General features: G+C 57.8%; 12 protein-coding genes and 1 pseudogene. 8 read left to right on the forward strand and 5 right to left on the reverse strand.

Going from position 1 to position 16,389, the window contains the following annotated elements:
* Positions 1-63: 63 nt before the first annotated feature.
* The 3 genes and pseudogenes from KVG88_RS03975 to lldD all read left to right on the forward strand — a co-directional run bounded on the left by KVG88_RS03975 (position 64) and on the right by lldD (position 4,742).
* Positions 64-1,713, forward strand: a complete 1,650-nt coding sequence (locus KVG88_RS03975; RefSeq protein WP_217870393.1) for a GMC family oxidoreductase — start codon at positions 64-66, stop codon at positions 1,711-1,713.
* Between the two features lie 153 nt (positions 1,714-1,866).
* Positions 1,867-3,489: pseudogene (locus tag KVG88_RS03980) on the forward strand (MFS transporter).
* 92 nt (positions 3,490-3,581) lie between these two features.
* Positions 3,582-4,742: an FMN-dependent L-lactate dehydrogenase LldD gene (lldD, locus tag KVG88_RS03985; RefSeq protein ID WP_217870394.1), complete on the forward strand. Its 1,161-nt coding sequence runs from the start codon at positions 3,582-3,584 to the stop codon at positions 4,740-4,742.
* A 137-nt stretch (positions 4,743-4,879) separates the two neighbouring features.
* On the opposite strand, the gene KVG88_RS03990 is transcribed toward lldD, so the two are convergent.
* A complete protein-coding gene (locus KVG88_RS03990; protein ID WP_217870395.1) occupies positions 4,880-6,664 on the reverse strand; it encodes a hypothetical protein in 1,785 nt (594 codons plus the stop codon).
* Between the two features lie 590 nt (positions 6,665-7,254).
* Positions 7,255-7,623, reverse strand: a complete 369-nt coding sequence (locus KVG88_RS03995) for a DUF427 domain-containing protein (protein WP_217870396.1) — start codon at positions 7,621-7,623, stop codon at positions 7,255-7,257.
* A 294-nt stretch (positions 7,624-7,917) separates the two neighbouring features.
* On the opposite strand from KVG88_RS03995, the gene KVG88_RS04000 reads away from it, so the two are divergent.
* From KVG88_RS04000 to KVG88_RS04010, 3 genes are all read left to right on the forward strand, one after another.
* Entirely contained in the window at positions 7,918-9,867 is a 1,950-nt protein-coding gene (locus tag KVG88_RS04000; RefSeq protein ID WP_217870397.1) for a DNA topoisomerase III, read from the forward strand.
* Between the two features lie 154 nt (positions 9,868-10,021).
* Positions 10,022-10,525 carry a GNAT family N-acetyltransferase gene (locus KVG88_RS04005; RefSeq protein WP_217870398.1) on the forward strand — a complete coding sequence of 168 codons (504 nt, stop codon included), beginning with the start codon at positions 10,022-10,024 and terminating at the stop codon, positions 10,523-10,525.
* A gap of 523 nt (positions 10,526-11,048) precedes the next feature.
* Positions 11,049-11,378, forward strand: a complete 330-nt coding sequence (locus KVG88_RS04010) for a hypothetical protein (protein WP_150704582.1) — start codon at positions 11,049-11,051, stop codon at positions 11,376-11,378.
* Between the two features lie 112 nt (positions 11,379-11,490).
* Here KVG88_RS04010 and cynR read toward each other — a convergent pair whose 3' ends face one another.
* Positions 11,491-12,372, reverse strand: a complete 882-nt coding sequence (cynR, locus tag KVG88_RS04015; RefSeq protein WP_217870399.1) for a transcriptional regulator CynR — start codon at positions 12,370-12,372, stop codon at positions 11,491-11,493.
* A gap of 123 nt (positions 12,373-12,495) precedes the next feature.
* On the opposite strand from cynR, the gene cynS reads away from it, so the two are divergent.
* Together cynS and KVG88_RS04025 are read left to right on the forward strand one after the other, a co-directional pair.
* The gene (cynS, locus tag KVG88_RS04020; protein WP_150704580.1) at positions 12,496-12,963 is read left to right on the forward strand and encodes a cyanase; all 468 of its coding nucleotides are present in this window, start codon (positions 12,496-12,498) and stop codon (positions 12,961-12,963) included.
* Between the two features lie 143 nt (positions 12,964-13,106).
* Positions 13,107-13,766 carry a carbonic anhydrase gene (locus tag KVG88_RS04025; RefSeq protein ID WP_150704579.1) on the forward strand — a complete coding sequence of 220 codons (660 nt, stop codon included), beginning with the start codon at positions 13,107-13,109 and terminating at the stop codon, positions 13,764-13,766.
* A gap of 19 nt (positions 13,767-13,785) precedes the next feature.
* Here the strand turns inward: KVG88_RS04025 and KVG88_RS04030 are convergent, their stop codons facing one another.
* Positions 13,786-14,409 (reverse strand): DJ-1/PfpI family protein, encoded by a 624-nt coding sequence (locus KVG88_RS04030; protein ID WP_217870400.1) that lies wholly within the window; start codon positions 14,407-14,409, stop codon positions 13,786-13,788.
* Positions 14,410-14,564: 155 nt separating this feature from the next.
* The gene (locus KVG88_RS04035) at positions 14,565-16,067 is read right to left on the reverse strand and encodes an aldehyde dehydrogenase family protein (RefSeq protein ID WP_217870401.1); all 1,503 of its coding nucleotides are present in this window, start codon (positions 16,065-16,067) and stop codon (positions 14,565-14,567) included.
* Between the last annotated feature and the right edge of the window lie 322 nt (positions 16,068-16,389).

Raw genomic sequence — 16,389 nt, forward strand, 5'->3', positions numbered from 1 at the left:
TTCTTTTGACGAAAGCTAACAACTAGGATGACCGACAACAAGAACAACAAGACGAGGTCAGGGATGAAGTCTTCCCTTGATGAATACGATTACATCGTGGTCGGGGCCGGACCTGCCGGGTGTTTGCTGGCCAATCGGCTGTCAGCCAACCCGCAGCACCGGGTGCTGCTGCTCGAAGCCGGTGGTCGCGACAACTATGCATGGATTCACATCCCTGTGGGTTACCTGTTCTGCATCGGCAACCCGCGCACCGACTGGTGCTTCAAGACCGAAGCGCAACCGGGCCTGCAAGGCCGCGCCCTGAGTTACCCGCGCGGCAAAGTGCTGGGCGGCTGCTCGTCCATCAACGGCATGATCTACATGCGCGGCCAGGCCGGCGATTACGATGGTTGGGCGGCCGACGGCAATCCCGGGTGGCGCTGGCAGGACGTGCTGCCGCTGTTCAAGAAAAGCGAAAACCACTTTGCCGGTGACTCTGAGTTTCACGGTGCCAGCGGCGACTGGCGAGTCGAACGCCAGCGCTTGTCATGGCCGATTCTCGATGCCTTCCGCAGCGCCGCCGAGCAAAGCGGCATCGCCAGCATCGATGACTTCAACCAGGGCGACAACGAAGGCTGCGGTTACTTCCAGGTCAATCAAAAGGCCGGGATTCGCTGGAACGCGGCGAAAGCCTTCCTCAAGCCGGTCCGCAACCGCCCCAACCTGACCGTATTAACCGGCGTCGAAGTCGACCGCGTATTACTGGAAAACGGCCGCGCATCAGCGGTCAGTGCCCGCTGGCAAAACCAGGCGAAGACGTTCAAGGCACGCAAGGAGATCGTCCTGTGCGCGGGTTCCGTGGGCTCACCGAGCATTCTGCAACGCTCCGGCATCGGCCCTCGCCCGCTGCTGCAACGCCTGGGCATCGGCGTCGCCCATGAGCTGTCCGGCGTCGGCGGCAATCTGCAGGACCACTTGCAACTACGGCTGATCTACAAACTGGAAAACGCCCGCACGCTCAATCAGATCGCCGGCAGCCTGTGGGGCAAGATGGGCATGGGCCTGCGTTACCTGTATGACCGCAGTGGCCCGTTATCGATGGCGCCAAGCCAACTCGGCGCGTTCGCCCGCTCAGGTCCGGAGCAGACCTCGGCCAACCTTGAATACCACGTGCAACCGCTGTCGCTTGAGCGTTTTGGTGAACCGCTACACCCGTTCCCGGCGTTCACCGCGTCGGTGTGTGACTTGCGTCCGCAAAGCCGTGGCCGGGTGGAAATCCGCTCTGTGAACCCGCAGGAAGCGCCGCTGATACAGCCTAATTACCTGAGCCACCCGGAAGATTTGCGGGTCGCCGCCGATGCGATTCGCCTGACCCGGCGCATCGTCGCCGCCCCGGCCCTGAAGGCGTTCAAACCGGTTGAATACCTGCCCGGTGACCGCCTGCAAAACGAAGAACAACTGCACGAAGCCGCCGCGCGAATTGGCACGACGATTTTCCATCCGGTCGGCACGTGCCGCATGGGCAATGACGCCGACGCCGTGGTCGACGCCGAGCTGCGCGTGCACGGCATCCCCGGTTTGCGCATCGCCGACGCCTCGATCATGCCGCGCATCACCTCGGGCAATACCTGTTCGCCTACGCTGATGATTGCGGAGAAAGCGGCGCAGCTGATCCTCAACATAGCTGTAAACACCAACCCTGTGGGAGCGGGCTTGCCCGCGATGACGGTATGACATTCAACATTCATGCTGGCTGATCCACCGCTATCGCGGGCAAGCCCGCTCACACAAGGACATCACTAGCTTCACGGACATCGAACATCACCCCTGCAAGGAATACGCAACATCAGTGGAACAACAAAAACAATCACTGTGAGGGATACCGATATGTCAGAACACGCTCAACCCCTGGAAGCCGTGCGCAGCGCCGGCACCAGCCAGGAAACCCAGAAAGTCATCTTCGCCTCGTCGCTCGGCACGGTGTTCGAGTGGTATGACTTTTTCCTTTATGGCGCCCTCGCGGCGGTGATCAGCAAGCAGTTTTTTGCCGGGGTCAACGACACCACAGCGTTCATTTTCGCCCTGATGGCCTTCGCCGCCGGGTTCATCGTCAGACCGTTCGGTGCCTTGGTGTTCGGTCGGTTGGGGGACATGATCGGACGCAAATACACCTTCCTCGCAACCATCGTCCTCATGGGCCTGGCGACCTTCTGTGTCGGCTAGCTGCCGACCTACGCCAGCATCGGCATCGCCGCGCCAATCATCCTCGTCGTGTTGCGCATGCTCCAGGGGCTGGCCCTGGGCGGTGAATACGGCGGCGCCGCGACTTACGTGGCAGAGCACGCGCCCATTGGCAAACGCGGTTTCCATACCAGCTGGATTCAATCCACCGCTACCCTCGGCCTGTTGTTGTCGCTACTGGTGGTGCTCGGTTGCCGCTACTTCACGGGTGATCAGTTCGAAGTCTGGGGCTGGCGCATTCCGTTCCTGTTTTCGATCATTCTGCTGGGCATTTCGACCTGGATTCGCCTGAGCCTTCACGAATCGCCGGCCTTCGTGAAAATGAAGGAAGAAGGCAAGCTCTGCAAATCGCCGATCCGTGATTCATTCGGCAAATGGGAAAACCTCAAGGTCGTGCTGATCGCCCTGTTCAGCATCAACGCCGGGCAAGCCGTGACCTTCTATGCGGCGCAGTTCTACGTACTGTTCTTCCTCACCCAGTTCCTGAAAATGGACCCGGCCGTGGCCAACGGCCTGCTGATCGTCAGCGTGACCATCGGCGCGCCATTCTTCATTTTCTTCGGCTGGCTGTCGGACAAGGTCGGGCGTAAACCCATACTGATGCTCGGCCTGTTGCTGGCCACGGTGCTGTACTTCCCGATCTTCAAGACCCTGGCCCACTACGCTAACCCGGCCATCGACCTGGCCAGTCGTCAGGCGCCGATCACCGTACTGGCCGACCCGGCCACCTGCACCTTCCAGTTCGACCCGGTGGGCAAGGCGAAATTTGACAGCCCGTGCGACAAGGTCAAGACCTTCCTGGTCAAGCAAGGCCTGCCTTACCAGAGCGCCGCGGCCCCGGCTGGCAGCGGTGTGCAAGTCAGCGTCGGTGACGTGAAAATCGACGGCTTCGACGAGGCAGCCCTGCGTGGCGCGGTGACCCTCGCCGGCTACCCGCAACAGGCTGACATGCAGCAGATCAACAAACCGATGATCGTGGCATTGATCGTTGCGCTGATCATCATCTCGGCCATGTGCTACGGCCCGTTGGCGGCATTGATGGTCGAACTGTTCCCGACCCGCATCCGCTACACCTCGATGTCGCTGCCCTACCACATCGGCAACGGCTGGTTCGGCGGGTTCCTGCCGACCGTGTCGTTTGCCCTGGTGGTGTACACCGGGGACATCTTCTACGGGCTGTGGTATCCGGTGCTGATCACCGGGGTGAGCCTGGTGGTTGGGATGATTTGTCTGCGTGAGACGCGCAACGTGGATCTGGACAAGAACTGACAGCCACCCTAAAAAAACGCCCCGCACAAGCGGGGCGTTTTGGTTAATCTGATCCAAAGGCTCAACAGCACTCACCCGACCGAGGCACCGGCATGATCATTTCCTCTGCATCCGATTATCGCGAGGCAGCACGTCGCAAACTCCCACGCTTTTTATTCGATTACATTGATGGCGGCGCCTATGCAGAGCACACCCTGCGCGCCAACAGCGCCGACCTGACCGGCATCAGCCTGCGCCAACGCATCCTGAAAAACGTCGAAACACTGAGCCTTGAAACCACCCTCTTCGATCAACCGCTTTCCATGCCGATCGTCCTCGCGCCCGTGGGTCTGACAGGCATGTTCGCCCGCCGCGGTGAAGTGCAGGCGGTGAAGGCGGCGCAAAACAAGGGCATTCCCCTGTGCCTGTCCACGGTCTCGGTCTGTTCGATCGAAGAAGTCGTGGCGCAGAGCGAGCAAGCCATCTGGTTTCAGCTGTACGTCTTGAAGGACCGCGGCTTCATGCGCAATGCCTTGGAGCGGGCAAAGGCTGCCGGGGTGAAGAACCTGGTATTTACTGTCGACATGCCCACCCCCGGCGCCCGCTACCGTGATGCGCATTCGGGTATGTCCGGGCCCTTTGCGTCATCGCGACGCATGCTCCAGGCCATGACTCGGCCCGACTGGGCGTTCAACGTCGGCCTCATGGGCCGCCCGCATGATCTGGGGAACATCTCCAAATACCTCGGCAAAGCTGTGACGCTCGAAGACTACATGGGCTGGCTGGCCAACAATTTCGACCCGTCGATCAGCTGGAGCGATCTGGAATGGATTCGCGATTTCTGGAAAGGTCCGATGATCATCAAAGGCATTCTCGATCCGCAGGATGCCAAGGACGCCGTGAGCTTCGGCGCCGACGGCATTGTCGTGTCGAACCATGGAGGCCGGCAGCTGGACGGCGTGCTTTCGACCACCAAGGCATTGCCGCCCATCAAGCAGGCCATCGGCGATGACCTGACGGTGCTGGTCGATTCGGGCATCCGTTCGGGGCTGGACGTTGTGCGCATGCTGGCACTCGGTGCCAAAGGCGTTTTGCTGGGGCGTTCGATGGCTTACGCACTGGCGGCCGATGGTCAGCGCGGGGTGGAAAACATGCTGGGTATTTTCGCCAGGGAAATGCGCGTGGCGATGACGTTGACCGGGGTGACGTCGATTGGTCAGATCGATGAATCGACGCTGGTGCAAGCTGTCAACGCCAATGCTATACATGCTTAAAAGTCGGCTTTCATGATTGGAGGTAGACTCACATCTGCCTCCCCCTCACTTCACCTTGTAACCCCGGACAACACTCAGCACATCGCATAGCAGCAACCCCAATCTTTATGAAAGCATTCAAGCATCCGAAATTATTATTAAGCATTCTCAATATCCGCATAGAAACTATTATCACGAAAATAGCTGATAGTTTTCTCCCAACCTCTAGTTATCGCCTTCTGCACCTCCGCACAGTATGAACTATTTTCATATAACCTTTCCAATTGGTTATAGCCACCTTTGAAATTTTCAACTTCTCCCTGCGACTGCAAATCAAACTTCAATTTAAGCGACGCATCCAATTGATTAGCCGTCCATAGCACCTCATGAACCCCATGACCCCCATCATAATTTAAGAACATCAACGCCCCCATCAAGACATGGCGCATATCCAAACCCAGGCTTTGCTTGTCATTCACATAGGACGCCCAATGCAAAATAACGCCCGCCGAGCCCGACACGCCTCCAACATAAGGCAAACCAGATTCAAGAGCGGTTAATGTTTCCGGACTTATGTTAGTAAAATCAGGTCGATAACTCATCGCAGGGCGGCTGGATGGAACCATCCAATCGTTGGCTAAAGCTGGTGGTTGATGAGCCTGAGTAGTCCCAGCTGTGGGAATGGTATAAGCAAGGGTAGGCCCTGAATTTTTTAACCGATTGACCGCTGGCACGATTATTTTTTTGTAGTTACTTGACGCCGTAACCATCCAAGGAGCCATTAGGTCAGAAGGTGTGTTCAAATTTTCATCTCGAACCTGCATGGAATTACCAACTTTCACTAAAAGATACTGAATCAAAATGACATCAACACCATCCACAGGTGGAGACTCCAACAATGCATTTAATGATGCAAACAAGTCACTTTGATCTTCAGCTTTCAAAAACCCACCTAACGCTGGCTTTAGTTCGCCCCAGAATCTTTGATCATCCCTAGCGCGAGTTTGAAGCTCCTTTGCAACGAGCAATATGTCCCCCTCTTCAAAAGCCATGAGGTGCCTGGCCAGTTCCAGTCCAAGAGCATGCGTTGTTGATTTTACTTCAACGGGCGGATTACTTATGAAGCATTCGACCATTGTAGAATCAAAAATCCGACCGTAAGGGTTGTCGTGGAAGCGAGCATATGGATGCCCTCCATCGAGCAGTTCGCCAGAGGCTTTCGGTATTATCGCCCAAAGTTCCGCAGCTTTTGCGACTTGACCTTCAAGAGCAACAGCCTTTACGTAAAGACTCTCCAATGATGCTTGCTCCGCAAACTCAATTGCGTTTTGCAAAAGAAAACTGACAGACTGAATACTCACATCTCCGCTCATCCATAAATCTTGCGCTTTTTTTAATAGCTCGCCAAAAACCACACCTCCACCTTTCTCGCCCTCACTTCGTAAAAGAGATATCCAATCTATTAAACATTCCGTCTGTGTTCGCGGCGCTTCACGAGCAGCCATTGATGCTCCTAGCATCTTATTAGCTGGAAGGACAATACTTGCACCAACTTCTGCAAGAACCTTACTCAACACTTGCGGAGAAATATCTTCACCATCTTCTCGAAGAGAACCTCCTTTGACCTGTTCCAGAACAGCAACCGCTTTACCTTGTACGAAAGCATCCAAAAACTGCCTTGAATGATCGAGCGTGTGCTGCAAAGCATTTACAACACACTGCTTTGCTCTATTCTTCTCGTTCTCACAAACAAGCACACGATCCTTAAAACCCAATTCAACAGCGCGCGTTATTGTACTCTCAGTGGCTACGAGCACCGTCATACTTCCAGCAGCATTGGAAAGTCCAATTAAATCGATTAGACCTAAAGGTGCATTTTCTCCACGACAGCCCTCTAAACTTGGGCCTACCACTTGAACCGTGATTGACTGTGCAACTTGCATTGATCTCACTTAACCTCAATTTTATAAACGTTAAAATCAGCCACACCCTACACCTTCAATCAAAATAATAAATTTCAAAAAAGGCTCATTTCATACACTTATCTGAAAAAGCACCCTCAAAGGTACGTCCAGCGCTCACAAAAATAATGGCAACACAATGCCTTGATAGTTGGCGCCAAGATAAATGGCTTTCGAAGAGTACTTCCACTTAGAGTGAAGCATGATCTGTCGAACCTAGTCGCGTTCCTTCGGCATGACGCTTATCGAAAGGCGTCCATCAAACCCCACGGTGACAACGCCGAGCGCACCAGCAACACGAGCGCCTACGGACTGTTCTAATCGTTTTCCGGCGCCTGGATCACGCAAAAGGTGAACAGCGCCAACGTGGCAGTAAAAATCAACTTGCCCACCTGTCAGGTCCGATCTCCTGCGGGTTTTAGGTTGCGCGCATGCGTGGCAAGCGCCGTGGCGTGAGGGAGCCGTCATGAGCAAATCCAGAGTCTCCTATTAAGTTGACGTACATTCTGGATTTTGCCCACAACGGGATAAACTGCTGAATCGTGGGTTCTTCATTGTTTGTAAAACGTCAATCACTCATCGAGTTCTACGACCTCGAACTTCACCTGATCCGGATAAAACGCGAGATATCCGCGAATCTGGTCCACCGACACCTTGGGGTCCTCGTAACTCCACACCGCGTTCGCACCTTCATGCCCCGGCACTTGCAGGCTGAAGTAACTGGCATCGCCTTTGTACGGGCAATAACTGGTGTGATCGGTGCGGGCGTAGTATTTCTCGTCGATGTCTTCGCGGGGCACGTAGTACACCGGCGGATAATTGGCCTCAAGCAACACCAGCGCGCGGGAGGATGCCGCGACCTGGATCCCGTGAAATTTCACCAACAGGCAACCGGGCTGCTCGGCGATGGTGATGACAGGGCTGGGACCTGAGCTTTTCATGGAATACGTTCCTCATGACGGTGATGAATCTGCAAGGACAAGGGTGCCACAGAGCAATTGCAGGACCGTGGCTTGCCCGCGATGGGCTGCACGGCAGCCTACAATCTGAGACCACGATTCATCAGGTATAACGCAAGTTTCGCTGCCATGACGGTCTCACAGCCGAACGGATTCCCCGGGCAGAGAAATCACGTGCAACACCAAGGCTGTACATCCATACAGATAATGATTGCTCCGGCGCGCATCACCGGCCATTCTGTGCACCTCCCCGGACACTGATCGACGATGGTGGTTATGCGGCTGTACCTCTGTGAAAAACCTTCCCAGGCCAAAGACATCGCGGCCGTACTCGGCGCCAGGCGTCGTGGCGACGGCTGCTGGCTGGGTACGGACGTCACGGTGACCTGGTGCATCGGCCACCTGCTGGAAACCGCGCCGCCGGATGCCTACGACGCACGCTACAAGCGCTGGGTACTGGCCGACCTGCCGATCATTCCGGACAAATGGAAAATGACCGTCAAGCCGCGTACCGCGAGTCAGTACAAAGCGGTCAAACGCCTGCTCGGCGAAGCCTCGGAGCTGGTCATTGCCACCGACGCCGACCGTGAGGGTGAAATGATCGCCCGGGAACTGGTGGAGCATTGTCGGTATCGCGGCCCGATCCAGCGCTTATGGCTATCGGCGCTGGACGACGCCTCGATCCGCAAGGCGCTCGCGTCGCTCAAACCGGGGGCGGAAACCTTCAGCCTGTACCACTCGGCGCTGGGTCGCAGCCGGGCCGACTGGCTGATCGGCATGAACATGAGCCGTCTGTTCACGCTGCTCGGGCGCCAGTCCGGGTATCAGGGCGTGTTACCGGTCGGCCGGGTGCAAACCCCGACCCTGCGCCTGGTAGTGGATCGCGACCGCAGCATTGCCGACTTCGTACCGGTCGCCTATTGGGCCATCGACGTGCAGTTGTTGCACGACGGCACCCCGTTCACCGCGCAATGGCGAGCGGCGTCCGAGGTGTGCGACGATCAGGATCGCTGCCTGAATCAGGCGCTGGCCCAGCAGGCCGCCACAGCCATGATGGGCGCAGCAAGCGCCAGGGTGATCAAGCTACGCACCGAGCGCATGCGCGAAGTAGCACCTCTGCCTTTCGATTTGGGCACCTTGCAGGAAGTCTGCTCGAAGAAGCTCGGGCTCGGTGCCCAGGAAACCCTCGATATTGCCCAGGCGCTTTACGAAACCCACAAAGTCATCACCTACCCGCGCAGCGACTGCGGCTATTTGCCCGTCAGCCAACACAGCGAAGCGCCCGCCATTCTCGCTGCGCTGAGGCAAGCCGATCCGGCGCTGGAAGCCTTGCGCGATCACCTGGAGCCCCATCGGCGTTCACGGGCCTGGAACGATGCCAAGGTCAGTGCGCACCACGGCATCATCCCCACCGCTGCGGCAAAAAACCTCGAACGCCTGACCGGCAAGCACCGTGCGGTCTATACGCTGATCCGGGCACGGTATCTCGCGCAATTTCTGCCCAACCACGAATACGACCGAACCCAGGCCGACTTCGACTGCGCCGGTGAAGCCCTGCGCGCGGTGGGCAAACAGATTGTCGAACCCGGCTGGAAACGCGCCCTGCCCGAGGCCCTTGCCCCGGCCAAGGGTCGAGAAGCGCCGGCACCGCAAACCTTGCCCAACCTGCGCGAAGGCATTGATTGCGCAGTGGCCAAAGTGCAGCTCAAGGATCTCTGGACACAACCACCCAAACCGTTCACTGAAGGCGACTTGATCAAGGCGATGAAAAACGTCGCAAAACTGGTGGAAGACCCACTGCTCAAGCAGAAGCTCAAAGACACCACCGGCATCGGCACCGAAGCGACCCGCGCGTCGATCATCCAGGGTTTGCTTGACCGTGGTTATTTAGTGAAGAACGGCAAGGCACTTTCCGCTACTCCGGCCGCTTTCAGTCTGATCGATGCCGTCCCGCGCGCCATTGCCGACCCGGGCACCACGGCCATTTGGGAACAAGCGCTGGACATGGTGCAGAGCGGGGAAATGAGCCTCGAAGAGTTCGTCACCAAACAGGCCGCCTGGATGAGCAAGCAGGTCAGCCGATGCTCCGGCCTGAACCTCACCATCAGTGGCCCGGCAAGTCCTGCCGGGCGCGGTGCCACGCCCTGGAAAAACAAGCGCAAGCCCACCAAGCGCAAAGCGGCAACTGCCAGCAAACGCCCGGCGAAACCAGCGAGCAAGGCTTAATCCGCCAACAACGCAAAACCTGTAGGAGCTGCCGCAGGCTGCGATCTTTTGATCTTGCTTTGAAAACCAAAAGATCGCAGCCTGCGGCAGCTCCTACGGGGATTGTGCGCACGCGGGACTATCCTTGATTGACGGACATCAGGAGCCCGCGGCCATGACCTCGATAGAACTGCACGCCGCCCATCGTGACGATCAGGCAACCATTGAAAACCTGATGCAGTTCTACACCTACGATTTCAGCGAATGGTTGCCACTGACTCTGGGCGAGTACGGTTTATTCCACCTGCGGCCCCTTCCGAACTATTGGCGAAAACCTGCGACGCGGCCTTTTTTGATCCGGGTTGACGGCGAACTGGCCGGTTTCGTGAGCGTGGATGACGACGTCCATCTGCCTGGCGCCCACTACAACCTCGGCTATTTGTTCGTCAGTCGGCGCTTCCGTGGCCAGGGTGTCGCGAAGTTTGTCGTGTCCACCCTCTTGAGCCGGTTTCCCGGTCAATGGCAGATTTTCCACATCGAGGCCAACCCGCCCGCGCGGTTGTTCTGGCACGCGGTGATGCCTGAGCTCAGCACAGGCCGATTCACTCGGCATTCCCTGATGATAGAAGGTTATCCCTGCACCTTTTACCGCTTCGAGACGCCCCCGCCGCTCTCTTGACTGGCACCTTGGTCCTGCTTTTTTTAATTCCCCGCGGCTTTGTCCGACAATATGTAGTGCTTGAAAATAATCACTACAAAACCGTTGACGAGCACGATTTGGCCTTGCATGATGCAGACGTCTCCCCGATCGGGAGTACACGCAACACGCTTGAGCAAGCTCGTCTGACCGCCGAGCTGTTTTTACCGGATACACGCTGCCCACAAGGCAGATTGAAGAAGCTGACCTGGCCTGAACGTCCAGTACAAGGACGAGAAGCGCTGGCGATCCATCCTCATGATGCTTGTGGCCGACCCTCAAAACGTCGGCAGGGGCCAAAGGTTATCGCCGCTTCTCTTCGTTGTGACGCTATTGCGTAGCAGTTATTCAACACGACTACATGCAACAGACGCAGGACCCCCGTCACTTTCGACGGATGACTGCTGACGTCCTGGTTTCGGTGCCAGGGATCAACTAACCGATGGGCTACTTGTATTAGCGAATCAACTTTGAAAGATCACCAAATGGTCAAGGGGGCTTTATCATGAATCTGAACAATCAACCTACTATCGAAGAACTGGCTCGTATGTTCGCGGCGCAAAAAGACAGCCACGACAGCCATATCCTGTGGATCAGCAAGTCGGGTCAGGTGCACATCGACTGCCTGTCGCCACATGCCCATGAAGCGGAGTTCGATCAGAACAACCAGAACCTGCTGGCCCGATTGAAGATGTACCGTCGCGGCCACGGCTATGTCGGCAAGAAAGCCGCGGCCGACAAGGACTTCATCGGCAATGTTCTGCAAACGCTAAAACAGGCTTGGGACTCGATGCAGAACAAGAACGAAGTTCGGGTGATTGATCGGTTCTACTAATTCAAATAAGCCACCAACGGCTTACAAATAAAAAGGGCCTGCTCCCAATAAGAGCAGGCCCTTTTTTATGTCAGTTAGATAACCACTGCAGGGGTGAGTGGGTTTGTGGTGCTTATGAAAGACCGGTCCCTAACACCAGATCCATAAACGCCAACGACGCCGCACTGTGGTAGTTGTTCTTGCGCCGAAGCAGCGCGGCTGCGCGTTGCGGCACCTGCCCCGCCCACAGGACTTTACGCAATGCACGGTCACCGCTGGCGATCGGCTCCGGGAGGATCGTCGCTACGGCGGTGTGGCGGATGACCTCCAGCAACGTATTGACCGAGTTCACCTCGATGGCCACCTTCGGCGTGATCTGCACCTGAGTGAAATACGCGTCAATACAGGTGCGGGTGAAGAACTCCGGGGTCAAGAGAGCAAACTGCAGTTGCGCCACCTGTTCAATGGTCAATGTGTCCTGGCTTTCGTACAACGGATGGGCGCGGCCAACCATCAACCCCAAGGACTCTGAAAACGCCTGAACCGATTCGATGTCGGCGTTTCTCACCTGATCGAACGCGATCGCGATGTCCAGCGAATCATCCATCAACCCGGTTTCGATGTCGTCCATCGACAGCTCGAATACCTCCAGGTGGATGTTCGGATACCGCGCCACGTAATCGCGCACCAACGGCCCCACCAGATACGCCATGAACGTCGGGGTCATGGCCAGGCGCAAAGTGCCCCGGGACAAATCCTTCACGTCATGCAGCGCCCGCTTGCCCGCCTCCAGCTCCACCAGCACCCGCCGAGCGCATTCGATGTAGGCCTGGCCCGCGTCGGTCGGCTTGACCGTGCGCGACGTGCGATCGAACAGGCTGACCCCAAGGGTCTCTTCCAGTTGCCGGATTTGTTGCGAAAGCGTCGGCTGGGACACGTGCAAGGCTTCGGCCGCCCGGGTGAAACCGCCGTGATCGGCGACGGCCAGCAAATAACGCAAATGGCGCAGCAGCATGGAAAACACCTTCTATAGGCTGAGCTTATGCGAAGCATTGTATATCGGTCTTGGACGCTATGGATGGATCAACAGAAGATGGCTTCACACCCAAGCAATCATCCCTGTGACAGGAGAACCACCATGCAACAGTCCCACGCCTACAACGATCCAAGCCTGGCCCTGACCACCGAAATTCTTGACGCCAAGGCGCGCAAAAACCTGTCTTGGCAAGACCTGACTGACGGCACCGGCCTGGGCCTTGCCTACGTCACCGCCGCCCTGCTCGGCCAACACCCGCTGCCGCAAAATGCAGCCGAAGTGATCGGTGAAAAACTCGATCTGAACGCCGACGCTGTCGCTCGCCTGCAAATCATCCCGCTGCGTGGCAGCCTTTCGGGTATCCCGACGGACCCAACCATCTACCGCTTCTACGAGATGATTCAGATCTACGGCACCACCTTGAAAGCCCTGGTTCATGAGCAGTTCGGCGACGGCATCATCAGCGCGATCAACTTCAAACTCGACATGAAGAAAGTCGAAGACCCGGAAGGCGGCTCGCGCGCCGTGATCACCCTCGACGGCAAGTTCCTGCCCCTGCGCCCGTTCTAATTCGACGCTACGGGTAGCAGCTGCCGAGCCCGCGAGGCTACGTTCGAGGACGCAGTCCTCGCCAATCCTTGCGACTGCTTCGCAGCCGGACGCAGCCTCGCGGGCTCGGCAGCTGCTACAGACTCAACTATGAGGAAGTCTCCATGAAATCGCTCATCGAAGGTTTTTTGAAGTTCCAGAAAGAAGCCTTTCCGCAACGCACCGACCTGTTCAAACACCTGGCCACCACGCAGCACCCGGGCACCTTGTTCATCACCTGCTCCGACAGCCGTGTAGTGCCCGAACTACTGACGCAACAAGAACCCGGCGAACTGTTCGTGATCCGCAACGCCGGCAACATCGTCCCTTCCTACAGCCCCCATCCGGGTGGTGTGTCGGCCACCGTCGAGTACGCCGTTGCCGTGCTCGGCGTCACCGATATCGTAATCTGCGGCCATTCGGATTGCGGCGCCATGACCGCTGTCGCCAAGTGCACGTGCATGGATCACCTGCCCGCCGTCAGCGGCTGGTTGCAACACGCCGAGTCGGCGAAGGTCATCAACGAATCACGACACCACGCCAACGAAGCAGCGAAAGTCAGCTCAATGGTGCGTGAGAATGTGATCGCGCAGCTGGCGAATATTCAGACTCACCCGAGCGTGCGGCTGGCTCAGGAAAAAGGCCTGTTGAATTTGCACGGCTGGGTGTACGACATCGAAACCGGTTCGATCGATGCACTGGATGGCAGCAGCCGCAATTTCGTATCACTGGTCGAGCACCCGACCACTTGCGCCGTGTTTGGCCAAGCGGTCGATGCCGCGTAAAGAAGGCTGGAGCGGCGGATCAAGGCACCTGAGGCGTCTCGAACCATTCGCGGGACGGGGTCGGGAAGCGCATTTTCTGACGGACCTGTGCAGCGTTGCGGATGCCGGTCAATTGCTCCAGCAACACAAACGCGACTTCGGTCGCGGTGCCGGGTCCGCTGGACGTAATCAGGCGACCGTCGACCACCACGGGGCGATCGACAAAAAAAGCACCGGTTTCCAGCAACTGGGTTTTGCGTTTGCCGCCTTCCTGATGGTACGTCGTCGCGCGCTTGCCTTGCAGGACACCGGCCACACCCAGGCAAATCGAAGACACGCAGACACTGGCCAGCGGTTTATCGGCCTCGGCAAAGTGACGGATGGCCGCCAGGAACGGTTCACTCAAGGCTTCTTCGTAAAACCCTGACGGCTCAAAACCGCCGGGAATCGCCAGTGCATCGAAGCTGTCCAGATCGAGTTCCTCCAGCAGATGCGCAGGATTGAGCGACAGGCCGAAGGTCGTAGTGATCGTTGGCCGAAGACCCGCATGAATCAACTCCACAGGCTGGTCACCGATCAGGTTGGCCCAACCGAGTACGTCGGTAAAAGCCGCCATTTCCAACGGTTCAACGCCGTTGGCCAACAACATCAGGACACGTTTCATTGGGCACATCCTCCATCGCAAGCATGATTGATACAGTGCAACGCATGCTGGGCTTTGTTGGCGGGCAAAAGAAGGCTCAGAAAACGCAATCGACTGTTTCTTTTCCTGAAACAGTTCGGCGACCACCCGTCATGGGCGGCCGCGCAAAGAAGGTCTTAGCGTTTGACGCCCAGATCAATCTGGGTCATGCGGCTGCGAATGGTGAACACGCCGTCGCCCGAGAGAATCGCACTGCGCGCAAACAGGCGCCCGCTCTCCCAGTTCGACAAACCCAGTTCCGGCTTGTTGAGTGCGTACTGGCCATCGACCCAACGGGTGATGCCGTTGCCAACAAAAGGCGCGTTGACGGCGTTGTAGAAGCGCTCTTGCGTCGCGGCATCGTCGCTGATCAGCGACACAGTGAACTGCGGGCTGTAGCGATTGAACAAGGCAATCGCGCTGTCCAGGTCGTCGACAATTTTCAGGCTGACTTCCGGGGTTTCTTCCCACTCCCACTCGCGACCCAGTTGATCCTCGGGCAGCGGTTCGGCCAGTGCTTCGGTCTGGTAGCCTTCGGCGCGGTAGACTTCGACGGTCGCGTTCTGCCAATCGGCAGGCAGGAACGACTCGCTGCCTTCGACGATGTGCAATTTGCAGCCCTGACCACGTGCCTTGCCAGCCTGTTGCAAGGCATCGAGAAACAGCGGCACCAGTTCGCCGGCACGGTCACGTTGGATCAGGCAGACATTCAGGGTGTTACAGACTTTGCGGTCGAGGGAATTGCGCACCACGCGGGCGAAACGGGTGGCATCGGCGTCGGTATCCGCGATCAGCCAGGCGCCACCGGTGCCGTGCAGGCTGACGGCGGTGCCGGCCTGTTGCGCGATGCTGCCCAGCTGGCTGACGGCGCGACCCGAACCACGGGCCACGGCCAGCGATAGGCGCCGGTCGGCGAACATCGCCCAACCGGCGGCATGGTTGACGCTTTCCACCAGCGACACAGCGCCACTCGGCAACCCGGCATCGGCGAGCGCCGGATTCAGCGCATGGGTAACAATGGCCTGGGCAGTGCCCAACGCATCGCTGCCAATACGCAGTACCGCCGTATTACCGGTGCGCAACACACCCGCGGCATCCGCGAAAACATTCGGCCGGCCTTCGAACACAAACGCAACGATGCCCAGCGGCGACACCACTTGCTCGACCTTCCAGCCGTCGTGCTCGACGCAGCTGATCACTTTGCCACGCGTAGCCGAGGCATCGCGCCAGGCGCGCAGGCCGGCAATCATGTCGCGGCGCATGCGTTCATCGGCCAGCAAACGCGTGGTCGAACGACCACGGGCCTTGGCCCGCTCGATATCGGCCTGGTTGGCCGCTTCGATCAAGGCCCAGCAATCCGCAGTTTCCAGGCGTTGGGCGAACAGATCGAAGAAGTGGCTGATCGCCTGATCCGACACCGCCGACATCGCGCCAAACGCTGCTTCTGCACGCTCGATGGCCACGGCGGCCGCTTGCTGGTCAGCCACCGGGATCAGCAGCAGTTCACCGCTGACCTGCTCCACCAGCAGGTGGTCTCCGGGTTGAAAGCGTGCCGCCAGTTCGGGGCTGACCACAGTGACACGGTTACCGGCAAAAGGGATCGGCGTGCCAGCGACTAGACGTTCGAGCGCAAGAGACATGAAGCAGTTACACCATGCAATGGGCGGGCAGAAAATGTATAGCAAAAGTCCCCGAGCGTCATCCGCCACTCCCCCGCCCCCTGTAGGAGTGAGCCCGCTCGCGATGAGGCCAGATCAGTCAAATCAATATTGGCTGTCAGATCGCAATCGCGAGCAGGCTCGCTCCCACAGGGTTATGCCGCGTCTTCAGATTGCTACGTATCACAGTGTGTACAGCCCCGCCCCTGACACAACCGGCCTTCAATTCCGGGCGCACGAGACACATCGCAGATACACCCGCCTGATGAAATTCACTGGTCGCTAAACGGGCACACCGTCGCCC

Source organism: Pseudomonas azerbaijanoccidentalis (assembly GCF_019145495.1).
Taxonomy (GTDB): Bacteria; Pseudomonadota; Gammaproteobacteria; order Pseudomonadales; family Pseudomonadaceae; genus Aquipseudomonas; species Aquipseudomonas azerbaijanoccidentalis.

Bases quoted from the DNA above. Each gene is read 5' to 3' on its own strand.
- KVG88_RS03975 (WP_217870393.1), top strand. From the start codon at position 64: ATGAAGTCTTCCCTTGATGAATACGATTACATCGTGGTCGGGGCCGGA.
- lldD (WP_217870394.1), top strand. From the start codon at position 3,582: ATGATCATTTCCTCTGCATCCGATTATCGCGAGGCAGCACGTCGCAAA.
- KVG88_RS03990 (WP_217870395.1), bottom strand. From the start codon at position 6,664: ATGCAAGTTGCACAGTCAATCACGGTTCAAGTGGTAGGCCCAAGTTTA.
- KVG88_RS03995 (WP_217870396.1), bottom strand. From the start codon at position 7,623: ATGAAAAGCTCAGGTCCCAGCCCTGTCATCACCATCGCCGAGCAGCCC.
- KVG88_RS04000 (WP_217870397.1), top strand. From the start codon at position 7,918: ATGCGGCTGTACCTCTGTGAAAAACCTTCCCAGGCCAAAGACATCGCG.
- KVG88_RS04005 (WP_217870398.1), top strand. From the start codon at position 10,022: ATGACCTCGATAGAACTGCACGCCGCCCATCGTGACGATCAGGCAACC.
- KVG88_RS04010 (WP_150704582.1), top strand. From the start codon at position 11,049: ATGAATCTGAACAATCAACCTACTATCGAAGAACTGGCTCGTATGTTC.
- cynR (WP_217870399.1), bottom strand. From the start codon at position 12,372: ATGCTGCTGCGCCATTTGCGTTATTTGCTGGCCGTCGCCGATCACGGC.
- cynS (WP_150704580.1), top strand. From the start codon at position 12,496: ATGCAACAGTCCCACGCCTACAACGATCCAAGCCTGGCCCTGACCACC.
- KVG88_RS04025 (WP_150704579.1), top strand. From the start codon at position 13,107: ATGAAATCGCTCATCGAAGGTTTTTTGAAGTTCCAGAAAGAAGCCTTT.
- KVG88_RS04030 (WP_217870400.1), bottom strand. From the start codon at position 14,409: ATGAAACGTGTCCTGATGTTGTTGGCCAACGGCGTTGAACCGTTGGAA.
- KVG88_RS04035 (WP_217870401.1), bottom strand. From the start codon at position 16,067: ATGTCTCTTGCGCTCGAACGTCTAGTCGCTGGCACGCCGATCCCTTTT.